The organism is Pantoea sp. YR525 (assembly GCF_900116775.1).
GTDB classification, from domain to species: Bacteria; Pseudomonadota; Gammaproteobacteria; order Enterobacterales; family Enterobacteriaceae; genus Pantoea; species Pantoea symbiotica.
Genome location: NZ_FPBU01000003.1, coordinates 107,237 through 130,429 on the forward strand (window position 1 = coordinate 107,237; position 23,193 = coordinate 130,429).

22 protein-coding genes are annotated in these 23,193 nt (G+C 55.7%); 6 read left to right on the forward strand and 16 right to left on the reverse strand.

Annotated elements, in window-relative coordinates:
* The first annotated feature begins 34 nt into the window (after positions 1 to 34).
* A complete protein-coding gene (locus BM323_RS06990) occupies positions 35 to 994 on the forward strand; it encodes an AraC family transcriptional regulator (RefSeq protein ID WP_008103524.1) in 960 nt (319 codons plus the stop codon).
* A gap of 36 nt (positions 995 to 1,030) precedes the next feature.
* On the opposite strand, the gene BM323_RS06995 is transcribed toward BM323_RS06990, so the two are convergent.
* The 11 genes from BM323_RS06995 to BM323_RS07045 all read right to left on the reverse strand — a co-directional run bounded on the left by BM323_RS06995 (position 1,031) and on the right by BM323_RS07045 (position 9,076).
* Positions 1,031 to 2,089 (reverse strand): NAD(P)-dependent alcohol dehydrogenase, encoded by a 1,059-nt coding sequence (locus tag BM323_RS06995; protein ID WP_008103522.1) that lies wholly within the window; start codon positions 2,087 to 2,089, stop codon positions 1,031 to 1,033.
* Between the two features lie 203 nt (positions 2,090 to 2,292).
* A complete protein-coding gene (locus tag BM323_RS07000) occupies positions 2,293 to 3,267 on the reverse strand; it encodes a glutathione S-transferase family protein (protein WP_008103520.1) in 975 nt (324 codons plus the stop codon).
* 80 nt (positions 3,268 to 3,347) lie between these two features.
* A complete protein-coding gene (locus BM323_RS07005) occupies positions 3,348 to 3,758 on the reverse strand; it encodes a DoxX family protein (RefSeq protein WP_008103518.1) in 411 nt (136 codons plus the stop codon).
* Between the two features lie 207 nt (positions 3,759 to 3,965).
* Positions 3,966 to 4,250 (reverse strand): YqjK-like family protein, encoded by a 285-nt coding sequence (locus BM323_RS07010; RefSeq protein ID WP_008103516.1) that lies wholly within the window; start codon positions 4,248 to 4,250, stop codon positions 3,966 to 3,968.
* Positions 4,247 to 4,645 (reverse strand): phage holin family protein, encoded by a 399-nt coding sequence (locus BM323_RS07015; protein WP_175501688.1) that lies wholly within the window; start codon positions 4,643 to 4,645, stop codon positions 4,247 to 4,249. Before BM323_RS07015 ends, BM323_RS07010 begins: the two co-directional genes overlap by 4 nt.
* Before the next feature lie 2 nt (positions 4,646 to 4,647).
* Positions 4,648 to 4,953, reverse strand: a complete 306-nt coding sequence (locus tag BM323_RS07020) for an ElaB/YgaM/YqjD family protein (RefSeq protein WP_008103512.1) — start codon at positions 4,951 to 4,953, stop codon at positions 4,648 to 4,650.
* 35 nt (positions 4,954 to 4,988) lie between these two features.
* The gene (locus BM323_RS07025; RefSeq protein WP_139221405.1) at positions 4,989 to 5,360 is read right to left on the reverse strand and encodes a DUF1090 domain-containing protein; all 372 of its coding nucleotides are present in this window, start codon (positions 5,358 to 5,360) and stop codon (positions 4,989 to 4,991) included.
* 174 nt (positions 5,361 to 5,534) lie between these two features.
* Entirely contained in the window at positions 5,535 to 5,903 is a 369-nt protein-coding gene (mzrA, locus tag BM323_RS07030; protein WP_008103507.1) for an EnvZ/OmpR regulon moderator MzrA, read from the reverse strand.
* Positions 5,900 to 6,577, reverse strand: coding sequence for a DedA family protein (locus BM323_RS07035; protein ID WP_008103505.1), 678 nt, complete (start codon positions 6,575 to 6,577; stop codon positions 5,900 to 5,902). The genes mzrA and BM323_RS07035 overlap by 4 nt, the downstream gene beginning before the upstream one ends.
* A gap of 335 nt (positions 6,578 to 6,912) precedes the next feature.
* Complete coding sequence (exuR, locus tag BM323_RS07040; protein ID WP_008103503.1) at positions 6,913 to 7,686, reverse strand: transcriptional regulator ExuR; 774 nt, start codon at positions 7,684 to 7,686, stop codon at positions 6,913 to 6,915.
* Between the two features lie 88 nt (positions 7,687 to 7,774).
* Positions 7,775 to 9,076: an MFS transporter gene (locus tag BM323_RS07045; RefSeq protein WP_008103499.1), complete on the reverse strand. Its 1,302-nt coding sequence runs from the start codon at positions 9,074 to 9,076 to the stop codon at positions 7,775 to 7,777.
* Between the two features lie 373 nt (positions 9,077 to 9,449).
* Between BM323_RS07045 and uxaC the strand changes: the two genes are divergently transcribed.
* The 3 genes from uxaC to BM323_RS07060 are packed head-to-tail and all read left to right on the forward strand — an operon-like array spanning position 9,450 to position 13,811.
* A complete protein-coding gene (gene uxaC / locus BM323_RS07050; RefSeq protein ID WP_008103497.1) occupies positions 9,450 to 10,865 on the forward strand; it encodes a glucuronate isomerase in 1,416 nt (471 codons plus the stop codon).
* A 2-nt stretch (positions 10,866 to 10,867) separates the two neighbouring features.
* Positions 10,868 to 12,316 carry a tagaturonate reductase gene (locus BM323_RS07055; protein WP_008103495.1) on the forward strand — a complete coding sequence of 483 codons (1,449 nt, stop codon included), beginning with the start codon at positions 10,868 to 10,870 and terminating at the stop codon, positions 12,314 to 12,316.
* A gap of 4 nt (positions 12,317 to 12,320) precedes the next feature.
* Entirely contained in the window at positions 12,321 to 13,811 is a 1,491-nt protein-coding gene (locus BM323_RS07060) for a UxaA family hydrolase (RefSeq protein ID WP_008103493.1), read from the forward strand.
* A 33-nt stretch (positions 13,812 to 13,844) separates the two neighbouring features.
* On the opposite strand, the gene sstT is transcribed toward BM323_RS07060, so the two are convergent.
* The 3 genes from sstT to BM323_RS07075 form a co-directional block, all read right to left on the reverse strand.
* Positions 13,845 to 15,092 carry a serine/threonine transporter SstT gene (gene sstT / locus BM323_RS07065; RefSeq protein WP_008103491.1) on the reverse strand — a complete coding sequence of 416 codons (1,248 nt, stop codon included), beginning with the start codon at positions 15,090 to 15,092 and terminating at the stop codon, positions 13,845 to 13,847.
* A gap of 232 nt (positions 15,093 to 15,324) precedes the next feature.
* Positions 15,325 to 16,296 carry a TerC family protein gene (locus BM323_RS07070; RefSeq protein WP_008103489.1) on the reverse strand — a complete coding sequence of 324 codons (972 nt, stop codon included), beginning with the start codon at positions 16,294 to 16,296 and terminating at the stop codon, positions 15,325 to 15,327.
* A 259-nt stretch (positions 16,297 to 16,555) separates the two neighbouring features.
* Complete coding sequence (locus BM323_RS07075; protein WP_008103486.1) at positions 16,556 to 17,542, reverse strand: Gfo/Idh/MocA family protein; 987 nt, start codon at positions 17,540 to 17,542, stop codon at positions 16,556 to 16,558.
* A gap of 139 nt (positions 17,543 to 17,681) precedes the next feature.
* Here BM323_RS07075 and BM323_RS07080 point away from each other — a divergent pair, with 139 nt between their 5' ends.
* Positions 17,682 to 19,370 carry a chloride channel protein gene (locus BM323_RS07080; RefSeq protein ID WP_008103484.1) on the forward strand — a complete coding sequence of 563 codons (1,689 nt, stop codon included), beginning with the start codon at positions 17,682 to 17,684 and terminating at the stop codon, positions 19,368 to 19,370.
* Here BM323_RS07080 and BM323_RS07085 read toward each other — a convergent pair.
* On the reverse strand, positions 19,367 to 19,867 hold the full coding sequence (locus tag BM323_RS07085; protein WP_008103482.1) for a M48 metallopeptidase family protein: 501 nt from the start codon (positions 19,865 to 19,867) through the stop codon (positions 19,367 to 19,369). The two genes, BM323_RS07080 and BM323_RS07085, sit on opposite strands and share 4 nt — an antisense overlap.
* A gap of 81 nt (positions 19,868 to 19,948) precedes the next feature.
* On the opposite strand from BM323_RS07085, the gene rlmG reads away from it, so the two are divergent.
* Positions 19,949 to 21,067, forward strand: coding sequence for a 23S rRNA (guanine(1835)-N(2))-methyltransferase RlmG (gene rlmG, locus BM323_RS07090; protein WP_008103480.1), 1,119 nt, complete (start codon positions 19,949 to 19,951; stop codon positions 21,065 to 21,067).
* On the opposite strand, the gene BM323_RS07095 is transcribed toward rlmG, so the two are convergent.
* Entirely contained in the window at positions 21,068 to 23,077 is a 2,010-nt protein-coding gene (locus tag BM323_RS07095; RefSeq protein WP_008103478.1) for an NADPH-dependent 2,4-dienoyl-CoA reductase, read from the reverse strand.
* Between the last annotated feature and the right edge of the window lie 116 nt (positions 23,078 to 23,193).

Here is a 23,193-nt window from a genome sequence, read left to right on the forward strand (position 1 = left end):
CATTCTGCTCTGCTCAATCACAGGTGAACATAGCATGCATCTTCAGCAGATCGATCGCTGGCCAAACACGCTACGCGATGAAACCGCCACGTTGCGTCAGGAGATTGCGGCACACTTACAGCGCCACACCGGCAACAGGACCAATATCGTGACGCCATTTCGCGGCGTGATGATGGCCGAGTTGCATGAGCCGACGCCGCCGATGTCCTACATTTATGAACCCAGCCTCTCGCTGATTATTCAGGGTGAAAAACGCGTCTCCTTTGGCGATACGCTTTACACCTATAACGAGTCGCGTTTTTTCCTCACCGCCGTCAATTTGCCTACCGTTGCAGAAGTCCCGTACGCCAGCGCAGAAGCCCCGTTTATGTCATTGCTGCTCCAGCTAAATTTACCGCTGGCTCGGGAAGTGATTGCCGATATGGAGCAGCATGGCAACCGCATTAATCGGCAGAATACTGGCATGTCGCTGGGCGCGGCAGACTGCGCTCTGTTACATGCGGTGCTGCGCTATCTCGCTAATCAAGATTCGCCGCATAACAGCAGCTATGTCAGCGATCTCATTCAGCGCGAAATCCTGTACCGCATCTTAACCAGTGAAGCGGGCAGCGTGTTTCGTGAAACGGTTTTGACGGGAACCAGTAGCCAGCGTGTCTCAATTGCCATTAACTGGCTGCGAGAAAACTATGAACAACCGCTGAAAGTCGAAGCGTTAGCGCAACTGGCGGGCATGGGCGTTTCTACTTTGCATCACCATTTCCGCCGCATGACTACCATGAGCCCGCTGCAATTTCAGAAGCAGCTACGCCTGCATGAAGCGCGCCGGTTGCTGATTGCAGAGCCGGTGGATGCATCAAGTGCGGCAATCCGCGTCGGCTATGAAAGCGTGACGCAATTCCATCGTGAATATAAGCGCATGTTTGGCGCGACGCCGATGCGGGATAAGGAGCAACTTCTGGCGGGAATAGGCAATCTGGCTATTGCGATACGCTAGCATCAGCCGGGCGCACCGGCTGATGCTGAACGGCCATTAATCGGCAGTTAATGATGCCATATCAATCACAAAGCGATACTTCACATCGCCTCGCTCCATGCGCTTAAAAGCATCATTGATTTGCTGCATATTGATGGTTTCACAATCCGGATGGATGTTTTTGCGCGCGCAGAAATCCAGCATCTCCTGCGTTTCCGCAATACCACCCGAAGGTGAACCGGTAATGCGGCGGCGGCCCATAATCAGTGGTAACGAACTGAATGCTTCCATATTGCCGAGCGCGCCCACAATCACCAGCGCACCCTCGACATCCAGCAATTGCACGTAGGGTGAGACATCGTGACGGGTTGGAATAGTATCGATGATCACATCAAACGATGATGCTGCCTGCTGCATTGCCTTGTCTGAAGTGGAAAGCAACACATGCTCTGCGCCGAGTTGGTGCGCCTCTTCGGCTTTGGCCGCGCTGCGGGTAATCACCGTGACTTCTGCACCCAAGCCCGCCGCCAGCCGCACCGCCAGATGACCCAATCCACCGATGCCCACCACGCCAACGCGCGATCCCGGCCCAACATTCCAGGTGCGTAACGGCGAATAGACGGTGATGCCGGCGCACAGCAAGGGGGCAGCGCGCGCCGGATCGAGTCCTTCCGGCACATTCAGGACAAACTCTTCACGCACCACCACATGTTTGGCATAGCCGCCGTAAGTGATGTCGCCGGTCTGGCGATCGCGGCCGTTGTAGGTCACCGTGGGAAATTCACGACACATCTGCTCTTCCTGGCGGCGACACTGATCGCAAGTCTGGCAGCTATCAACAATGGTGCCGACCGCCACCAGTTGACCGGGCTTGTAGCGTTTAACGTCGCTGCCGATATCCATTACGCGGCCGATTATTTCATGGCCGGGCACAAGCGGATAAACCGTTGGGCCCCACTCCTGCCAGTCATTTCTCGCCTGATGCAAATCACTGTGGCATACGCCGGAGTAAAGGATTTCGATGGCCACATCATTGCTGCGCAGTGCGCGGCGCTCGAAGGCAAACGGGGTTAACGGCGCGTCAGCGCTCAGGGCAGCATAACCGTAGGTTTTCATAGTCGCTCCAGTTTACGGTGAATGTTCGTCAACTGTAGCCAGGGTGATGGCGGGAGAGTGAGTCTGATTCTGCCTGATAATTGCCTGTTTCTCTGAGGCGGGAGCGGCGAGTTTTGCCCTCATCCTAATCTTCTCCCAGAGTGAGGAAGATTAATCGCATTAACAGTTCCCTCTCCCTTTGGGAGAGGGTTAGCGTGGGGGAGTTAACCCCGCCCGTGCGGTTCATCCCAGTCAAATGCTGGGCCCAGCGAAATCACGCCGCTTGGGTTGATGGTTTTGTGGCTGCAATAGTAGTGATGACGGATGTGCGGCAAATTCACCGTGTCGGCGATGCCCGGCATTTGATAGATGTCGCGCAGGAAGCCGCTCAGATTGCGGTAATCACTGATGCGGTGACGATCGCACTTAAAGTGGGTGACGTAGACCGGATCGAAGCGCACCAGCGTGGTCCACAAGCGTAAATCCGCTTCGGTCAGTTGGTCGCCTGTGAGATAACGGTGTTGGCCGAGAATCTGTTCGAGACGCGCTAACGAATGGAACAGCGCCGTTACCGATTCATCGTAAGCCGCTTGCGAAGTGGCAAAACCACTTTTATACACACCATTGTTAACCGTGTCGTACACCCAGCTGTTCACATCATCAATCTTGTCGCGCAGCACGGCCGGATAATAGTCACCCGCACGGGCACCTTGCGCATCGAACGCGCTGTTGAGCATGCGCATGATGTCGGCGGATTCATTGCTAACGATGGTTTGCTGGGTTTTATCCCACAGCACCGGCACGGTCACGCGGCCGGAATAGTGCGCATCGGCGTGCAGATAGATCTGATAGAGAAACTCTTTTTGATACAGCGCGTCGCCGGTGGCGTCCGGGAAGCTGGCGTCAAAGGTCCAGCCGTTCTCCAGCATCAGCGGATGCACCACCGAAACTGAAATCATCTCTTCTAATCCCTTGAGCTTTAGCATCAACAGCGTGCGATGCGCCCACGGGCAGGCAAGCGAGACGTAAAGATGATAGCGACCACGCTCAGCAGCGAAGCCCGCTTTGCCGGTTGGACCGGCGCTGCCATCGGCGGTAACCCAGTTACGCCAGACGGCTTCTGTGCGTTTGAAGCGGCCACCGGTTGACTTCGTATCGTACCAGGTGTCGTGCCAGACACCGTCAATCAGCTGTCCCATAAGCCCTCCATAATAAAAAGGGGCGAGGAAAATCCTCGCCCCTGTGATTCAGTATATGTGTTCTCTAACGCTTATGCTGCTTAGCGTGCGGTCGCTGGCTGAACGCGCTGACGAATCAGACGGTCAATGCTGTAAGCGCCCGGACCTACCAGACCCAACACCAGGAAACCACCGGCGATGGAGAGGTTTTTCATGAACATCAGCTGGTTAACACCTTCCGCGAAGTTGCTGTGGAACAGGAATGCGGTCAGCAGGGTGAAGCCAGCGGTGAACAGTGCGGTAAAGCGCGTCAGGAAACCGAACAGAATAGCCAGACCGCCGCCGAACTCCAGCAGAATAACCAGCGGCAGCAGGAAGCCTGGGACGCCCATCGCCTGCATGTATTGTGCGGTACCGGCGTAGCCAGTGATTTTGCCCCAGCCTGCGGTAATAAACAGAATGGTCATTAATACGCGTGCTACCAGCAGGCCTGAGTCTTCGAATTTTTTCATCATCTACTCCAACAAGGTTTTTGTTGCAGGTTGTTGGCCTGCGGGTTTTGAATCCCCTTGAACCGGTTGTTTCAGTTCAGTGGGCTGATGGAGGGAGATGATAATCGCAGGTTGAAAGAGTTGTAAGCGAGATAAACTGTCAATGTTATTCAGTAAATTTGAGGAGGGCGAAACCGAATCGACTAGATCCGGTTTTAGAGAGAGGAATTAGCGGGTATTCAAGGTTGATTTGATCATGCGCCATGTGCTCCAGACGCCGAAACCACGCTTGGCCCAGCGCAGCAGACGATTGGGGCTGCGAATCGACCAGATGGCCAAAGCGCTGCTGCCAATCGCCAGATAACGACGCATGCCGATGATGGTTAACCATCCGCGATCGTATTGCGCGGTGCTGGTCAGCCAGTCGCGGCTGTCGGCGCTGAGATCAAGCCGCTGCTGCTGCACCTGATTGAGCAGTTCGTGAATGCGTGCTTCACGTTCGCGGCGGCTCATGAGCGATGCTCCTCCAGCAGTTTGCGATCGGTATCCAGCTCTTTACGCGTATGGCGCAGTAGCGTTGACTGACGCGATTTGTACAACGTCCACAAACCGAAGATCAGCGCCAGCGCAAACAGTACCGCAGTGGTAATCGCAATCGCCATCAAACGATATTGTGCATCCACCGCCCAGATGATCAGTACCATCAGGCTCATAAGACCGAAAGCGGTAAACAGCATAGTAAGGCCCACCATCATCAGCATCTGAATCAGGTTTGCCTTTTCCTCTTCCAGTTCCACAATCGCCAGTCGGACACGCGTCTCGACCATGCTGACCAGCGTGGTAACTATCCGTTGACCGATGTTAAAGACCCCTTTGCCCGGGCCGTGGCTTTGCTGACTATCACTCATCATTAACGCCGTGAGATTAAAATGCCGATGAGAATACCTACCGCTGCACCAATACCCACGCCGTGCCAAGGATTATCACGCACGTATTCGTCCGCTTTCTCCGCCGCTTCACGCGTGGTTTGTGCAATACGTTCGCCGGAATCGCCGAGACGTTCACGGGAGCTTTCAATAGCGCCGCGCGCTTTATGACGCAGCTTATCCAGCTCACCTTTGGATTTATCTGCTGAGCTGCTCAGCACTTCTTCCAGGGTATCAGCCAGATTTTTCAATTCAGCGCGCAGATGTTCAGATGTTGATTCTTTAGCCATGGAAATCTCCTTTTACAGCATTTAGTTAAGTCCGATTAATAAGGTTCAGCTTCAAGCTTTTTCAGTTCGTGCTGCGCCTCTTCCAGCTTACGTTCGCGCTTCTCAATTTTGTCCTTGTCGCCATCCTGACGCTCTTCTTTCAGCTCACGCTCACGTTCGGCGATTTTGTGCTTCTGATCGGCGATACGTTCACTGTGTGCGGATTTCAGCTTCTCATCGGTGCAGCCTGCGCGGACTTCGGTCAACGCGCGCTCCAGCCCGGTGACGCGGCGCTGGTTGTCGTGCTGTTTCGCCATATCGATCTCGCGCTGAATATCCTGCTCTTTTTGTTGGCAGAGCGATTCAGCCGCCAGCAGCGAACCCGAGAGTGAAAAAAGAATAGCACCTAGCAGTAATTGATGTTTCATCAGGTTGTGACCTTCCATTGTTGATGACCTGCCTGAGAGCAGACAGGAGAGGCTTCCCAGCATGTCTTAGGCTTACGCTACCTCTAAGGATAGACAGCAGACGAAAAAATTCAAAGAAGACGCGGGGATAGCGAGGATTAGCTCACCGCCTGGCTTAACGTCAGGCGGTGGAATTTAGCTGTAAGTTGGGCGATTAGCGTCGGGATATTGCTGCGAAGCCTGCGGGCCAGCGGCAACGACAAAGCCTTGTGGCAACAGGCGCTTCAACACTTTCTGCGCCGCGAGGCTCTGCTCTTCATTCTCAAAATGAATCACCAGCGCATCGCCTGAAGGCGTAATACTTTTGATACGCACGCCCTGTGCGGAAAGTTGCTGATAGAGATAAAAACCATCGGGCAGATTGGTGCCGCTGTTGGCGACACGAATCTGCACCACGGTTTCATGCTGCATCAGGGTCGGAACGAAACAGATCGCCAGCAGCGCCAACGCGCCACCCAGCGCCCAAGGCAGGAAACGCCTTGGGAATCCACGGAGTTTGATCATGACTGTGAATTCCCGTTACGCGTCGACTGACGTTTGCGCCAAATCACCACTAAAGAACCGACCAGACCAATAACCAGCAGCACCAGCGGCAGCAGCATCAGGCACAACATCAGTTCATCTTCGTAACGACGGAAAATCGGAGTTTTGCCCAGCGCGAAGCCCAGCACGGTAAGGATCAGCACCCACAGGAAGCCACTTACCCAGTTGAAGAACTGAAAGCGCGCATTACTCAGGCCAGAAAGCCCGGCGATGGTCGGGAGCAAGGTGCGGACGAAGGCAATAAAGCGACCCACCAGCAATGCAGACAAGCCATGGCGATGGAACAGTCGGTGGGCGCGTTGATGATATTGCGCAGGCAGGTGCGATAACCATTTTTGCACGGTAGGCGTATTACCGAGCCAGCGACCCTGAATGTAGCTTACCCAGCAGCCAAGGCTGGCGCCGGTGGTCAGAATCAGCAGTGTCAGCGGGAAACCCATGGTGCCTTTAGCAATCAGCACACCCACCAGAATCAGTAAACTATCGCCGGGCAAAAACGCGGCGGGCAGCAGTCCATTTTCCAGAAACAGAATCATGAACAGCACGCCATAAATGGCCCAAACCAGCGTCGGGTCGGAGAGCATTTCGTAATCCTGCTGCCATAAGGCATGCAGCAATGCTTGCAAAATATCCATCAATCATTCCTGAACATCATTGTTAAACGTGCCCGTGAGGGGCTTAGGCGCAGACTGGCGTTGGTTATACATTTTAGATAAGCAGCCTGAGCAGGAGTTTCCGGATCCTTCCAGAATTGATTGTTAAATCAGCGACTTTATAAAAGCCCTGTCGCAAAGGGTAATAAAAGGGCGATAACTGTAACAAAAATAACGTTATCCAGACAGGGGAAAGTGCCCGCCGCACAGGAGTTTTACCTTTAGACGCAGGTGGTCCAAAGGAGCTTTACATGAGCTGACACTATTGCAGACTAACTGACTTTTTCGACAACAAAACGGCTGAAAAATAAGCAGGATCAGCGTGGGTTTTCGCTACCTTCAGGCAGGATGACCGGATTTTCAGCAAACATGTAACGGTCGACGTTAAATTCAAAATCGTCGGTGGTGGCGTTAAACAGCATCTGCTTAGTATTTTCCAGATGTTGCCACATTGCCAGCTTACTGGCGGCGGGATCTTTGCGGATTAGGGCTTTGAGGATCTGGTCGTGATCGTCACACCAACTGGTGATATTTTTGGCATCAATGTGTTCGTGCAGCTTCAGCCAGTAAGGATTGTGCAGACGATGTAGCCACATCTTCTCGACAATTGCCGCTAAGGCGCTGTTCTGCGTAGATTGTGCGATGCGCACGTGAAACTCCATATCCCACGCCGAATCGCGCGAATGATCTTCCTGACGCGCTTTCTCCTGAATCGCCATCAATGCCACGATGTCCTGACGCGTTACCTGCGTGGCGGCAAACTCAGCCACGTTGCTTTCAATCAGCTGGCGCGCCTGCAATAACTCGAAGGGACCGAAATTGGCGAACTCCAGCTGGCTGGAGGTCACCACGCGGTTCTGCTGCTGGCTACTGATCACGTGAATGCCGGAACCTTTCCGCACCTCCACGTAACCTTCCACTTCCAGCATGATGATCGCTTCACGCACCACGGTACGGCTCACCTGCATCTCTTCCGCAATCAGACGTTCGGCAGGCAGCTTGTCGCCAACCCGGTAATCGGCGGCTTCAATGCGGCGTTTGAGTTCACTGGCGAGCTGTTGATAGAGGCGTCGTGATTCGGTCAGGTCCATTGCGCGGTCCGCTGTGGGAGAAAGTTGAGTTGTTATACCACTTCAGCCGCACAGAGGAAATGGGCTGGCCGATGCCAGCCCGATGAGGTTAGGTGCGTACCGCAGCGGACTGCACTGCGGGCTGATCGTCGAGTTCAGAAACCGGCTGATTTTTCAGGACCGTCCAGATAACCACCGCGCCTAACAGATCAAACACCGCCAGCGCTGCAAACAGCGGGCTGAAGCCCAGCGTATCGGCCAGCGCCCCGACCACCAGCGCAAACATGGTGCTCGCCGTCCAAGCCGCCATGCCGGTTAAGCCATTGGCGGTAGCCACTTCGTTGCGGCCAAATACATCTGAAGAGAGGGTGATCAGCGCACCAGAAAGCGCCTGATGGGCAAACCCGCCAACGCACAGCAGCCCAATCGCGACATACGGACTGGTGAACAAACCGATAGTGCCTGGCGCAATCATCAACACTGCGCCCATGGTGACCACCAGCTTGCGCGAGACGATAAGGTTGACGCCAAACCAGCGCTGGAACAGCGGCGGCAAGTAACCGCCGACAATGCAGCCGAGATCGGCGAACAGCATCGGCATCCAGGCAAACATGGCGATCTCTTTCAGGTTGAAGCCGTACACTTTGAACATAAATAGCGGTATCCACGCGTTGAAGGTTCCCCACGCCGGTTCGGCGAGGAAACGCGGCAGCGCAATGCCCCAGAACTGACGATTGCGCAGGATCTGGCGCGCCGACATCTTCTTGTTATTACCGGTTTGATGCTGCAGCTCCTGGCCGGCAATGATGTAGTGACGCTCCTCATCGCTCAGCTTGGTTTGCTGTTTGGGATGTTTGTAAAACACCAGCCAGCAGATGGCCCACACCATGCTCAGCACGCCGGTAATAATGAACGCCATTTGCCAGCTGTGCGCCATGATCGCCCACACCACCAGCGGCGGCGCCAGCATCGCACCAATCGACGATCCCACGTTGAAATAGCCCACCGCCACCGAACGCTCTTTGGCGGGGAACCACTCGCTACTGGCTTTCAGACCGGCCGGAATCATCGCTGCTTCGGCTGCGCCAACCGCACCGCGCGCCAGCGCAAAGCCGCCCCAACTGCCCGCCATCGCGGTTGCGGCACAGAAGATCGCCCACAGCACGGCAAACACCGCATAACCGATTTTGGTGCCGAGCATGTCCAGCACATAACCGGCCACCGGCTGCATGATGGTGTAGCACGCCGAGTAGGCGGCGACGATATAGGAATATTGTTGCGTGGTAATACCCAACTGCGTTTCCAGCGTGGGCGCCGCAACGGCAATGGTATTGCGCGTCAGGTAGCCGAGCACCGTGCCCAGCGTCACCAGCCCAATCATGTACCAGCGTAGCCCTTTGATCTTACGCATTATTAACCTCGTCCAGTCTGTCGTTGCGGTTTTACCGCTGTAGTTATCTGGAGCGGGAAGATGTGAACAGCGCTGCTCACTCCCGCAGTTCCTTGCCTGTGCCATTAATCCCTTTAGCAACGGAGCGAGAGGTTAACTTGTTATACAGCTTCAAAAGTTGAATGCCATCACATAAACCTTGCGGCGCGTGTGTGTTAGAGCGAAAGATCGTTAAAACAGCCATTTAACGCAATATCCACAACAGAATCGTCCATATACCCACAGTGAAACTGTCATTATTGTGAGTCGGATCGCAAACAATTTTGCCGTTCGCCTAAATTGGTATGATAACTTTTGGTTAAAAGCCATCTGGCTACAAAATGAGGAAGCAGGTATGTCGCGTTTTATGAGTGAGGATTTTCTACTCGACACCGAGTTCGCCCGTCGTCTGTACCATGACTACGCCAAAGACCAGCCGATTTTCGACTATCACTGTCACTTACCGCCGCAGCAGATTGCCGATAACTACCGCTTCACCAACCTCTATGACATCTGGCTCAAAGGCGATCACTACAAATGGCGTGCGATGCGCGCTAACGGCGTGCCGGAAGCGTTGTGTACCGGCGATGCCAGCGACCGTGAGAAATTTAATGCCTGGGCGTGCACCGTGCCGCATACCATCGGCAATCCGCTCTATCACTGGACGCATCTCGAATTGCGTCGACCTTTTGGCATCACCGATGTGCTGTTGAACGAACAGAGCGCGGAACGCATCTGGCAGCAGTGCAATGAGTTACTGGCGCAGGACGCATTCAGCGCGCGCGGCATCATGCAGCAGATGAAGGTGAAAATGGTCGGCACCACCGACGATCCGCTCGATGACTTACAGCATCACCGCAAGCTGGCGCAGGACAACAGTTTCGACGTCAAAGTGCTGCCGAGCTGGCGTCCGGACAAAGCCTTCAATATTGAGCTGGAGAGCTTCCTGCCATGGATTCAGCGCTTAGAGCAGGTGGCGGATGTCAGCGTGCTGCGCTTTGACGATCTGCGTCGCGCCTTAAGCCAGCGACTCGATCACTTCGCTGCGCATGGCTGCAAAATCTCCGATCACGCGCTGGATGTGGTGCTGTTTGCGGAAGCGGATGAGGCCACGCTGGACGGCATTCTGGCTCGTCGACTGCAAGGCGCAGCGCCTTCCGCTGAAGAGACGGCCCAATTCAAAACTGCCGTGCTGGTGTGGCTCGGCAGCGAATATGCGCGCCGTGGCTGGGCGCAGCAGTATCACATTGGCGCGCTGCGCAACGCTAATCGCCGCCAGTTCGATATCCTCGGCCCGGATGTTGGTTTCGATTCGATTAATGATGCGCCGCTGGCGATACCGCTGGCACGCCTGCTGGATGCGCAAAACCGCAATAACGCGCTGCCTAAAACCATCCTTTACTGCCTCAACCCGCGCGATAACGAAGTGCTGGCGACCATGGCGGGCAATTTCCAGGGTGAAGGCGAACCGGGCAAGATGCAATTTGGTTCGGCGTGGTGGTTCAACGATCAGCTGGATGGCATGCAGCGCCAGATGACACAGCTGGCGCAAATCGGCCTGCTGAGCCGTTTTGTCGGCATGCTGACCGACAGCCGCAGCTTCCTCTCCTACACGCGCCACGAATATTTCCGTCGTCTGTTGTGCCAGATGATCGGCAATTGGGTGGAGCGGGGCGAAGCGCCTGCCGACGAAGCGTTGTTAGGGCAGATGGTACAGAACATCAGTTTCAACAATGCGCGCGATTACTTCGGCATTGAGCTGGGAGCCTGATGATGCAGCGACTTAACCGTCACGATTTTCCCGGCGCGCACTATAGCGAACGCGTTATCCAGTTTGGTGAAGGCAATTTCCTGCGCGCTTTTATCGACTGGCAACTCGACTGGCTTAATCAATATCAAGACACCGATGCGGGCGTGGTGGTGGTGCGGCCGCGCAATCGCGTGGTGGAAGAGACGCTTAATCAGCAAGATGGCTTGTACACCACACTGATTCGCGGGCTAAACACGGCGGGCGAGCAGGTGAGTGAAGCTCGCCTGATCCGCAGCGTGAATCGTGAAATCCAGCCGTATCAACAGTTTGACGAATTTCTCGCGCTGGCACGCGCGCCACAAATGCGTTTTGTCTTCTCCAATACCACGGAAGCGGGCATTGCCTTCGCAGAGCAGGATCGGCTGGACGATACGCCCGCCTCGTCCTTCCCCGGCAAGCTGACGCAGCTGCTGTGGGCGCGCTTCAACCATTTTGCTGGCGCCAGTGATAAAGGCTGGCTGGTGGTGCCCTGTGAACTGATCGATTACAACGGCGACACGCTGCGTGAGGTGGTGCTGCGCTATAGCCAGCATTGGCAGCTGCCGCCGGAGTTTGCCTGCTGGGTGCAGGATCACTGCGCGTTCTACAACACGCTGGTGGATCGCATTGTCACCGGATATCCGGCGGATAGCGCGGCGATCGAAGCTTCATTGGGCTATGAAGATCGTTATCTGGTGGCGGGCGAAGTCTATTATCAGTTTGTGATTCAGGGGCCGGACGCATTGGCGCAGGAACTGCAGCTGCACGCGCTGGCACCGGAAGTGAAGTTGGTTGAGGACATCACGCCGTACAAAGCGCAAAAAGTGGCGATCCTCAACGGCGCACACACCGCGCTGGTGCCGGTGGCGTTTCAGGCCGGGCTGGAGAGCGTGGGAGACGCGATGGATGACGCGCAGATGGTCGGTTTTGTCGATGCGCTATTACGCGATGAGGTGATCCCCACGCTGAATCTGCCGCGCGATGAGCTGCACGCCTTTGCCGACGCGGTGCAGCGTCGCTTCCGCAATCCCTTTATTCGCCATGCGTTACTCTCCATCGCCCTCAACGGCATGACCAAATTCCGCACCCGTTTGCTGCCGCAACTGCTGATGTCGCAGCAGCAAAACGGTCAATGGCCTGTGCGCCTGACTTTCGCCTTTGCCGCGCTGCTGGCCTTTTATCGCGGTGCAGAGGGCGAGCGTCACTGGCCGCTGCAGGATGACGAACACTGGCTGCAGCGTTTTGCTGAGCTGTGGCCAGCGGTAAATAACGATAAACAGACTCCGGAACAGTTGGTGCGCGCGGTACTGAGCGATGCCAATCACTGGGGCGAAGATCTCACTCAGCGGCCCGGATTAGTGGCTGCGGTCAGCCAACACCTGCAAAACATCATCGTCCACGGGATGCGGACGGCGTTGACACAACTGAGATAACGCTATGCAAGATGCCATTAGAATACATTCACGCGACAACGTTGCTGTGGCGTTGCGCGATTTGCCAGCCAATACCCAGGTCGAAATCAATCAACAGACGATCACCTTGCAGCAGGAGGTTGGGCGCGGGCATAAATTTGCGTTGCAGCCTTTAGCGACTGATGCGCTGGTGATCAAATACGGTTTGCCGATCGCGCACGCCACTCAGCCGATTGCGGCCGGTGAGATCATCCACTCCAGCAATGCGCGCACCAATTTGAGCGACGTGGATGAGTACGACTATCAACCCGATTTCCTCGAACTGCCGCCGCAAGCAGGCGACCGCGACGTGCAGATCTACCGCCGCGCCAGCGGTGAAGTGGGCATCCGTAATGAGTTATGGATTCTGCCCACCGTCGGCTGCGTTAATGGCATCGCACGGCAAATCCTGACGCGCTTTATGAAAGAGACCAATGACGCCGAAGGCATTGATGGCGTGCATCTGTTCAGCCATCCGTTTGGTTGTTCGCAGCTTGGACAGGATCACGAGAACACCCGCACCATGCTGCAAAATATGGTGCGCCATCCCAATGCTGGCGCGGTGCTGGTGATTGGCCTTGGCTGCGAGAACAATCAGGTCGATGTGTTCCGTGAAACGCTTGGTGGTTTCGATAGCGATCGCGTGCAGTTCATGGAGTGTCAGAAGCAGGATGATGAGGTGGAAGCGGGGCTGGAACGCCTGCACGAACTCTATCGTGCCATGCGCGAAGATCAGCGTCAGCCGGGCAAACTCAGCGAGCTGAAGTTTGGTCTGGAGTGCGGCGGTTCGGATGGTTTTTCCGGCATCACCGCCAATCCCATGCTGGGCTGTTTCTCCGACCAGATGATTGCCAACGGCGGCACCACGGTGCTGACCGAAGTGCCGGAGATGTTCGGCGCAGAGCGTATCCTGATGAGTCGCTGCCGCGATGAAGCCACCTTTGAAAAAACCGTGGCGATGATTAACGACTTCAAGCGCTACTTTATCGATCACCAGCAGCCGATTTATGAGAATCCCTCACCCGGCAACAAAGCCGGCGGCATCACCACGCTGGAAGAGAAGTCGCTTGGCTGTACGCAGAAGGCCGGACAAAGTCAGGTGGTGGATGTGCTGAAGTACGGTGAGCGCTTGCATACGCCGGGACTCAATCTGCTAAGTGCGCCGGGAAACGATGCGGTGGCCACCAGCGCGCTGGCAGGCGCGGGATGTCACATGGTGCTGTTTACCACCGGACGCGGCACGCCGTATGGCGGTTTTGTGCCGACGGTGAAAATCGCCACCAACACGCAGCTCGCCGAGAAGAAGCCGCACTGGATCGATTTTAATGCCGGACGTTTGATTGAAGGGATGAGTATGGCGGCGATGCTGGAGGACTTCGTCGATATGATTGTGGCGATTGCCAATGGCCAACCGGCGCGCAATGAAACCAATGATTTCCGCGAGTTAGCCATCTTTAAAAGCGGAGTGACGTTGTAGAACCAGGTCGCCATGAATGGCGACCTGGAGCAATTATTCCGATTCTGACACCGTACGACGCGGCTCGCGCTCAGCTTCGGCCTGGCATACGGCGGCGGTAAACAGAATATCCGTCGAGGAGTTCAACGCGGTCTCGGCGGAATCCTGCAGCACGCCAATAATGAAGCCCACCGCCACTACCTGCATCGCCAAATCATTCGGAATACCAAACATATTGCAGGCTACCGGGATCAGCAGCAGCGAACCGCCGGCCACGCCGGATGCGCCACAGGCACACAGCGACGCCACCAGACTCAACAGAATGGCGGTTGGAACATCCACCGAAATACCCAGCGTATGCACTGCAGCCAACGTCAACACAGTGATGGTGATCGAAGCACCGGCCATGCTGATGGTGGCGCCCAGCGGGATCGACACGGAATAAGTGTCCTCATCCAGATTGAGGCGCTTCGCCAATGCCATATTCACCGGGATATTGGCCGCGGAACTGCGGGTGAAGAATGCGGTGACGCCACTTTCACGCATGCAGGTAAATACCAGCGGATAAGGGTTGCGGCGGATCTTCTGGAACACCAGCATCGGGTTAATCACCAGCGCCATAATCAGCATGCAGCCGAGCAGCAGCGTGAGCAGATTGGCGTATTCCCACAGCGCATCAAAACCGGTTGAGGCAAGGATGGAAGCTACCAGGCCAAAAATCCCCAGCGGCGCACAGCGGATCACGCAGCGCACCACCCAGGTCGCGGCATTTGACGCGTCATTAAGAAACGCTTTGCTGCTTGGGCTGGCATGACGAAACGCCAGGCCCAATCCCAGCGCCCACACCAGAATGCCGATGTAGTTGGCGTTCATCAGCGCTTCAATCGGATTCGATACCATGCTCATCAGCAAACCGTGCAGCACTTCGGCAATGCCCGACGGCGGCGTAATTTGCGTAGCACCCACGTTCATCGACAGCGTCTGAGGGAACAGATGGCTGAAGATCACTGCCACAACCGCAGCAAAGAACGTGCTGAGCAGATACAGCATGATAATCGGGCGGATATTGGTTTTCTGTCCCTGCTGATGGTTGGCGATCGAGGAGATCACCAGCACCAGAACCAGCAGCGGCGCGACGGCTTTCAGCGCACGCACGAACAGCTCGCCCAGCAAGCCAACGGCCAGTGCGGCATCACGTGAGAACCACGCCAGCGCCACGCCCGCCACCAGGCCGATCATGATTTGTTTTACCAGGCTTCCTGCGAACAGCGCGCCCAGACGTCCAATAAAGTTGTTTTGCATATCACAGTCTTTTTATATTCGCGGTCATGAGTATTGTGCGCGGTTCCACCACGCACAACGGTTTGCCCGGCGTAGTATAAGGAAAAGAGCTTATGAGGAAAGAGATAATTCTGTGCATGCGTGGCAGATCGGTTTTTTGATCTGCTGATGATGGGAAGTGTGACAGATATATAAAAGGCGAAGGTTGCCACTGGCGAAACAAAGCAGGGGCGATTAGCGCCCCTGCAGAAGATTATGGTGAGATCTTCTTCTGGTCGTTTCTGTGGTTCACCCAGGCGTTAATCAGCAGCGTACCGCCGAGAATCACGCCCACCACCGTCAGCGAGATGCCGACGGGAATGTGATAGAACTCGACGATCAGCATTTTGATACCGATAAACACCAGCACAATCGCCAGACCATATTTCAGCATCGAGAAGCGCTCCGCCACGTTAGCCAGCAGGAAGTACATGGCGCGCAGGCCAAGAATCGCGAACAGGTTTGAGGTCAGCACAATGAACGGATCGGTGGTCACCGCGAAGATGGCGGGAATGCTGTCTACGGCGAAAATCACATCGCTCAGTTCAACCATGATCAACACCAGCAGCAACGGCGTAGCAAACAGCACACCGTTTTTGCGGGTGAAGAACTTCTCGCCGTCCAGGCTATCGGTCATACGCAGATGCTTGCGCAGCCAGCGCACCACCGGCTTGTCGCCAACCGTGCTGTCATCTTCCTCTTTCGCCAGCGCCATTTTCAGGCCGGTGAACAGCAGGAAGGCGCCGAATACGTAAAGAATCCAGCTGAACTGGGTAACCAAATAGCTGCCAGCGAAGATCATGATGGTACGCAGCACAATCGCGCCCAATACGCCATAAATCAGCACGCGGCGCTGCAGGTTGGCTGGGACGGCGAAGTAGCTAAACAGCATCAGCCAGACAAAAACGTTATCCACCGCCAGCGCTTTTTCTAAAACGTAGCCGGTGAGGAAAGCGAGAGTTTGCGCGGTGGCGACTTCGCGCCCGGCGGTGCCGTCGAGATACCACCAGAAGGCGGCGCTGAACAGCAGTGAAACTGACACCCAAATCAGCGACCAGACCGCTGCTTGTTTGAATGACATGGTTTGTGCGCCACGTCGGCCCTGCAATAGCAGGTCGATCGCCAGCATGATGAGCACCACGACAGCGAAGCTGCCCCAAAGTAACGGTGTGCCAACTGAGTGCATAGTCGTATCCTTATTCCAGAAATAAAAAAAGCGGCTGAAGTCAGAAGACGTCAGCCGCTTTAATCGTGCTGCAAGCAAACCTCGCCTTCCGGCAAGGTCTCACTTACAACTCAGAATGGATTCCGGGTTGCCTGACGACCGGATGCGTGGCGCATCGTAATGACGATCAATCAGCTTACAAGTTACTCCCCTTTGCAGCGCTAAACATACGGAGTTCGATAATCGCTTTCAAGAGGGCTCCAGAAATGTTTTGCAATATTTACACTTCAGCCTGATCTGCCGGGAATACCACGCCGGTCTGGCGGCGGATTTCCGTGAGCAGTTGCGCCGTAATGCGCGAGATTTCTAACCCCGCATGCTCAACTTCACCGGCTTCTACCAATTTGGCGAAGGTTTCGGCTTCATACAGCATGGTGTTGATGTGCTGCGGCTGCGTCAGGTTTTGGCTCTCACCGCCGCGCGGGATAAAGCGCAGTTGCTGGCATTCGGAGATCTTTTCAATTATCAGCGATCCCGCTTCGCCCTGAATCTCACTCGGGATCAGTGAATCGCTGACTTTTGAGTGCAACAGCGTGACATCAAAATCGCCGTAGCCCAGCACCACAACGCCATGCGCATCAACGCCACTTTCCAGCAGGGAAGCTTGCGCTTTGACCTGCTGCGGCGCACCCCACAAGGTGACGGCGGCGGCGAGGCAGTAAAAGCCGATATCCATGATTGAGCCGTTCGACCAGCGAGGATTAAAGGTATTCGGGTTCTCGCCATCCAGATAGCGTTGATAACGCGAGGAATACTGGCAATAGTTGATCAGGGCTTTACGCAGTTTGCCCAATTGTGGCAGCGTTTTTTGCAGTTGCAGGAACGTCGGCAGGCTGGCGGTTTTAAAGGCTTCGAACAGCACCACCTGATGCTGGCGTGCGCAGGCAATCATCGCCTCGGCTTCACGCAGGTTAGACGCCATCGGCTTCTCGCAAATCACATGCTTGCCGTGCGACATAAACAGTATCGCCTGCTCACTGTGCAGCGCATTCGGACTGGCGATATACACCGCATCAATCTCACTGCTGGCGGCAAGTTCATCCAGTGAGGTGAAGGTCAGCTTGCAGGGATAATCCACCACAAAAGCGTCGGCCTGCTGCTGATTACGCGAATAGACGCCGCTCAGCTTCATCTTGCCGGTTTCATGCGCGGCGTCGATAAACTGGCGGGTAATCCAGTTGGTTCCCACGATGGCGAAACGAATCACGTGCTGCTCTCCTGCTAAAGTAAAACGGCAGAGTAACATGTTCATCTGAGCGCCAGGCAGGCGAAATTTGATCCTGAGATCCGCATTCCAATATGATGATGCCGCACAACTTTTTAACCGACTTAACGGGGACGCGCGGGTGAGTGGAAGTAAACATGCTCTGAACTGGACCACATTACTGATCGCCATCCCCGTTGGATGCGTGGCCTCGCTGGTGACGCTGGCCTTTCGTGGCGTGATCGATGTCATTAACCGCCTGCTGTTCAACAGCGATAACGAAATCACCGTGGCGATGCATGTCTGGCCGTGGATCTTCTGGCCGCTGCTGGTGGGCGCGGGCGGCGTTATAGCCGGTTTTTTCCTGCGCTATGCGGTGGCGATTGAGAAACAGGAAACGGTGCAGACCGATTATCTGGAAGTGATCAACGCGCGCCTTGATGCGGTGCCGACCAAAACTTCGCTGTTCCGTGCGCTGTCGTCGATTGCCAGTATCGGCAGCGGCGCATCGATTGGTAAAGAGGGGCCGATGGTGCAGTTATCGGCGCTGAGCGGCAGTTTAATCGGGCGCTGGCTGCCCAAATCGCTCAATCTGCGCAATAGCGATATCGTGGCGATGGCCGCTGCTGCCGGGCTGTCGTCGGTGTATCACGCTCCGCTGGCGTCAGCGATATTTGTGGCGGAAATCGCGTTTGGCATCTCGGCGCTGCAACGCTTGATTCCGCTGATTGTTTCGTCGGCAGTGGCGGTGATGACCATGTGGTCGCTGGGTTTCCGCAGCGCGCTCTATCCGTTATCCGAAGCGCTGTTTCAGATGGATATCAGCAGTTTGCTTATGACGTTGCTGATTGGTTTTGTCGCTGGATTCGCCGGTTGGCTGCTAATAAAACTCATTGCGCGCAGCAAGGCGCTGTTTGGCCGGGTGCGTTCGCTGCCGTTACGGCTGGGCGCGGGTGGATTAGCGGTGGGCTTTCTGGCGCTGATCTCCACCGATATTCTCGGTAACGGTTACGAAGTGATCGTCAAAATCATTGATGGCCAATATCTGCTGATGGGTTTGCTGGGATTGCTGGTGTTAAAAACGCTGGCGACCACGCTGTCGGTTGGCTCCAACGCGGTGGGCGGGCTGTTTACCCCTTCATTATTGATCGGCGCACTGCTTGGCGTGGCGCTGGCGCAGATTGGCGTGATGTTGCATTTACCGGTCGGCAATACCTTGCTGTATGCGGCAATCGGCATGGCGGCGGTGCTGGCAGCGGTCAGTCAGGCGCCGTTAATGGCGATGCTGATGGTGTTAGAGATGACGCTAAATAGCAGCCTGCTGTTCCCGATCATGATCGCGTCGGTGCTAGCGTCGATGGTGGTCTATCGCTTGCAATCGTCCAGCACTTATCCGGTGGTGAGCAGTCACTTCAGTCGTTCCGAAGCCAAGTATGATTTCGATAACATGCGCGTCGATCAGTTGATCATTCCCGGCGCGGCGCTGCAGCCGGAAGAGTCGGTGGGGCAGGCGCTGGCGGTGAGCTCACTCAAGCGTGAACGCTATGTGTATGTGATTAATAGCGAAGGGCAATTTCTTGGTGTGGTGTCGATTCACGATATCTCACGCAAGGTGCTGTCGCAGGAGATCACGCTGCATTCGCCAGTCAGCAGCGTGATGGACAATAACTTTCCCTGCATTTATCAGAATCAAAGCATGCGTGAAGGTTGGGAAGCCTTTGCCCGCGTCACGCTTGAGCGCTTGCCGGTGCTGAATAACCCGCAGGAGCGCCGTTTTATGGGCGCACTGACCAAAACCAGTTTGATTCAAAAAGCGCAGGAGTTTCTTTAAGCCGCGTTGCCGCGCATCGCCTGGTCGGTCATCCACAAGCGGGCGTCAAACTCCAGCTGATGATAATCCGGTTCCATGTGGCAGCAGAGTTGGTAAAACGCTTTGTCGTGCTCTTTCTCTTTGAGGTGTGCCAGCTCGTGCACCACGATCATGCGCAAAAACGCTTCCGGTGCGAGGCGGAAGAAAGTGGAGATGCGAATCTCCGCTTTGGCTTTTAGATTGCCGCCTTGCACGCGCGAAATCGCCGTATGCAGCCCCAACGCGTGCTTCATCACTTTGATCTTATTGTCCCAAATCACTTTGCTCACCGGCGGCGCGCTGCGCATATAGCGGTTTTTCAGCGCCTGGGTGTAATCATAGAGCGCGCGGTCGCTGACGATATTGTGCGTATCGGGATAGCGTTGCTGAAGAAATGAACCCAAACGCTCATGTTCGATCAGCGTCTGAACCTGCTCGAGGATGTTTTCAGGGTAACCCTGCAGATAGATTAATGACATTGGGATTCCCGGCGAAAGACAGTATACTGCGCCCCCTTTTTAGGGCGAAAATCGCGCAAAGTGTACCACGCCGGAGATTCCATGAGCCAACTTGAACTGACCAATCGCACGCTGACGCTGCACCGCTTCCCGCCTATGCGTGAGGAAAGCCCGCTACAGGCGTGGGATTCCGCCGATGAATACCTACTGCAGCAAGAGCTGCCTGAGGGACCGGTATTGGTGTTCAACGACAGCTTTGGCGCGCTGACCTGCGGGCTGGGCGCACGACCTGTGTGGCACGTCAGCGATTCGCTGCTGAGCGAACAGGCGGCAAAACAGAACCTGCGTCTCAATGAGATGGATGAAGATCAGGTGCACTTTATCGATAGCCTGGCGCCACTGCCCGCCGCGCCGGCGGTGGTGATGATCAAAATCCCCAAAGCGCTGGCGCTGCTGGAGCATCAACTGCGTGCATTGCGCGAAGTGATCACGCCAGACACGCTGATTCTGGCGGCGGCGAAAGCTAAAGACATTCACAACTCTACGCTGCAACTTTTCGAGCGCATCCTCGGCGAGAGTAAAACTTCGCTGGCGTGGAAAAAAGCGCGTCTGATTTATAGCCGCTACACCGCGCCTCAATTAGCGGATCAGCCTGCGACCACCGTTTGGCCGCTGGATGATTCTGAGTACCAGATCCACAACCACGCCAACGTGTTTTCCCGCGCGTCGCTGGATGTGGGCGCACGCTTCTTTATGCAGCATCTGCCTTTTGACATTGAAGGTGAGATTCTCGATCTGGGTTGCGGCAATGGCGTGATTGGCTTGCTGGCGCTGGAGCAGAATCCGAACGCGGACGTGCTGTTTTATGACGAATCCTACATGGCGGTGGCATCAAGCAAACTGAACGTAGAAGTGAACCGTCCGCAGGATATGGCGCGCTGTCAGTTCCGCGTTAACAACGTGCTGAGTGGCTTCCCGTCCGATCGCCTGCACGCGGTGCTGTGCAATCCGCCATTCCATCAGCAGCACGCGGTGACCGATCATCTGGCGTGGCAAATGCTGCGTGATGCCAAACGCTGCCTGCAGTATGGCGGCGAGTTGCGCATCGTCGGCAACCGCCACCTCGGCTATCACGTCAAAATGAAAAAGCTGTTTGGCAACTGCGAACTGGTGGCGTCTAACGCCAAGTTCGTGGTGCTGCGTTCGGTCAAACTGCGTTAATTAGATACTCAGCGCCAGTTCGGTCGCCTGAGCTATGGCGCGGCGAGCATCCAGCTCCTGCGCCACATCTGCACCGCCAATCACCCGAACGGATTTACCTCGCGCACTGAGCTGGTTCGCCAGCAGGCGCAGCGGTTCCTGTCCGGCACAAATCACCACGTTATCTACCGCCAGCGTTATCGCTTCGCCCTGATGACGCAGATGTAATCCGGCATCATCAATCTGCAAATACTCGACGTCGCCCCACATCTGCACGCCGTGCGCCTGCAAACTGGCGCGGTGGATCCAGCCAGTAGTTTTCGCTAAGCCTGCGCCCGGCTTGCCGGATTTACGTTGCAGCAGCCAGATTTGCCGATCGGCGGGCTGTGGCTGTGGCTGTGGCGCAATCAAACCGCCACGCGCCTGCAGGCTTCGGTCGATGCCCCAGCTTTGGTAAAAATCGTCATGGCTGGATTGATGCAGCAGAAACTCAGCGGTATCAAAACCAATGCCGCCCGCGCCGATAATCGCCACGCGTCTTCCCACCGGTTTTTTATCGCGTATGACGTCGAGATAGCTCAGCACGCTGGGATGATCGATGCCGGGAATCGCCAGCTGGCGCGGCAAGATACCGGTGGCGATAATCACTTCGTCAGCAGCTTCCAGTTCGTCTGCGTCTACGCGGTGATCCGTCTTAACGGTTACGCCTGCGGCAGCAAGCTGATGACGGAAATAGCGCAGCGTTTCACTGAATTCGGCCTTGCCGGGAATCTGCCGGGCGATATTAAACTGCCCGCCAATTTGTGCGTCGGCTTCGTACAGCGTGACCTGATGGCCGCGCTCCGCCGCCTGCAGCGCGAACGCCATGCCTGCGGGCCCAGCACCCACCACCGCTAACTGCTTTGGCTGTTCGCTGGCGATCACCGGCATCAGCGTTTCATGGCAGGCGCGTGGATTCACCAGGCAAGAGGTGACTTTGCCGACAAAGATTTGATCGAGGCAGGCCTGATTACAGGCAATGCAGGTGTTGATGGCATCGGGCTGGCCGGTTTCTGCTTTACGAACGAAAGCCGCATCGGCGAGGAAAGGGCGTGCCATTGATACCATATCGGCGATGCCATCAAGCAGAAGCTGTTCAGCAACATCGGGATGGTTGATGCGATTAGTGGCAATGACCGGCACCGACACGCGCTCGCGCAGATGCTGCGTGACCCAGGCAAAACCGGCGCGCGGCACGCAAGTGGCGATGGTGGGAATACGCGCTTCATGCCAGCCAATACCGCTGTTAAACAGCGTAACGCCACACTGCTCCAGCGCTTGCGCCAGCGACAGCGTTTCCTCGAGCGAACTGCCGTTATTCACCAGATCGAGCATCGACAGGCGGAAGATAATGATGAAGTCGCTGCCAACGGCATCGCGCACCGCTTGCGTCACAGCTAACGCAAAGCGCTGACGTCGCGCCACATCGCCGCCCCAGTCATCATCACGCTGGTTGGTATGTGCTACCAGAAACTGATTAATCAGATAACCTTCCGAACCCATGATCTCCACGCCGTCATAGCCAGCCTGTTGCGCCAGTTTGGCGCAGTGCGCGAAGTCCTGAATGGTCTGATGGATATCCGCATCGCTGAGCGCTTGCGGCGTAAAAGGATTGATCGGCGCCTGTAACGCCGAAGGGGCAACCAGATCGCGTTGATAGCTGTAGCGGCCAGCATGCAAAATCTGCAGCGCGATTTTCCCGCCTTCTGCATGCACCGCATCAGTGATGACGCGGTGCCAGTTGCACTGACTTTCCTGGTTTAGGATCGCTCCGCCTTGAGCCACCACGCCTTGCGAATTGGGCGCAATACCGCCGGTGACAATCAACGCCACGCCTTCACGCGCGCGCTCAGCGTAGAAGGCGGCGAGACGCTCTGCGCCATCGGCGTGTTCTTCCAATCCGGTATGCATCGAGCCCATCAGAAAACGGTTTTTAAGTTGGGTAAAGCCCAAATCCAGCGGGACGAACAGGTGGGCATAATGTTCAGACATGATCACATACTCAGAAAGTGGTCGGATGAGTGAACTCTAGCGGGATTTTGCAGGGAAGGAAGTATGTGGCGTTCAGCCTGTGAGAAGCATCAAAAAAAAGCAGGGCGGTAAGTCGC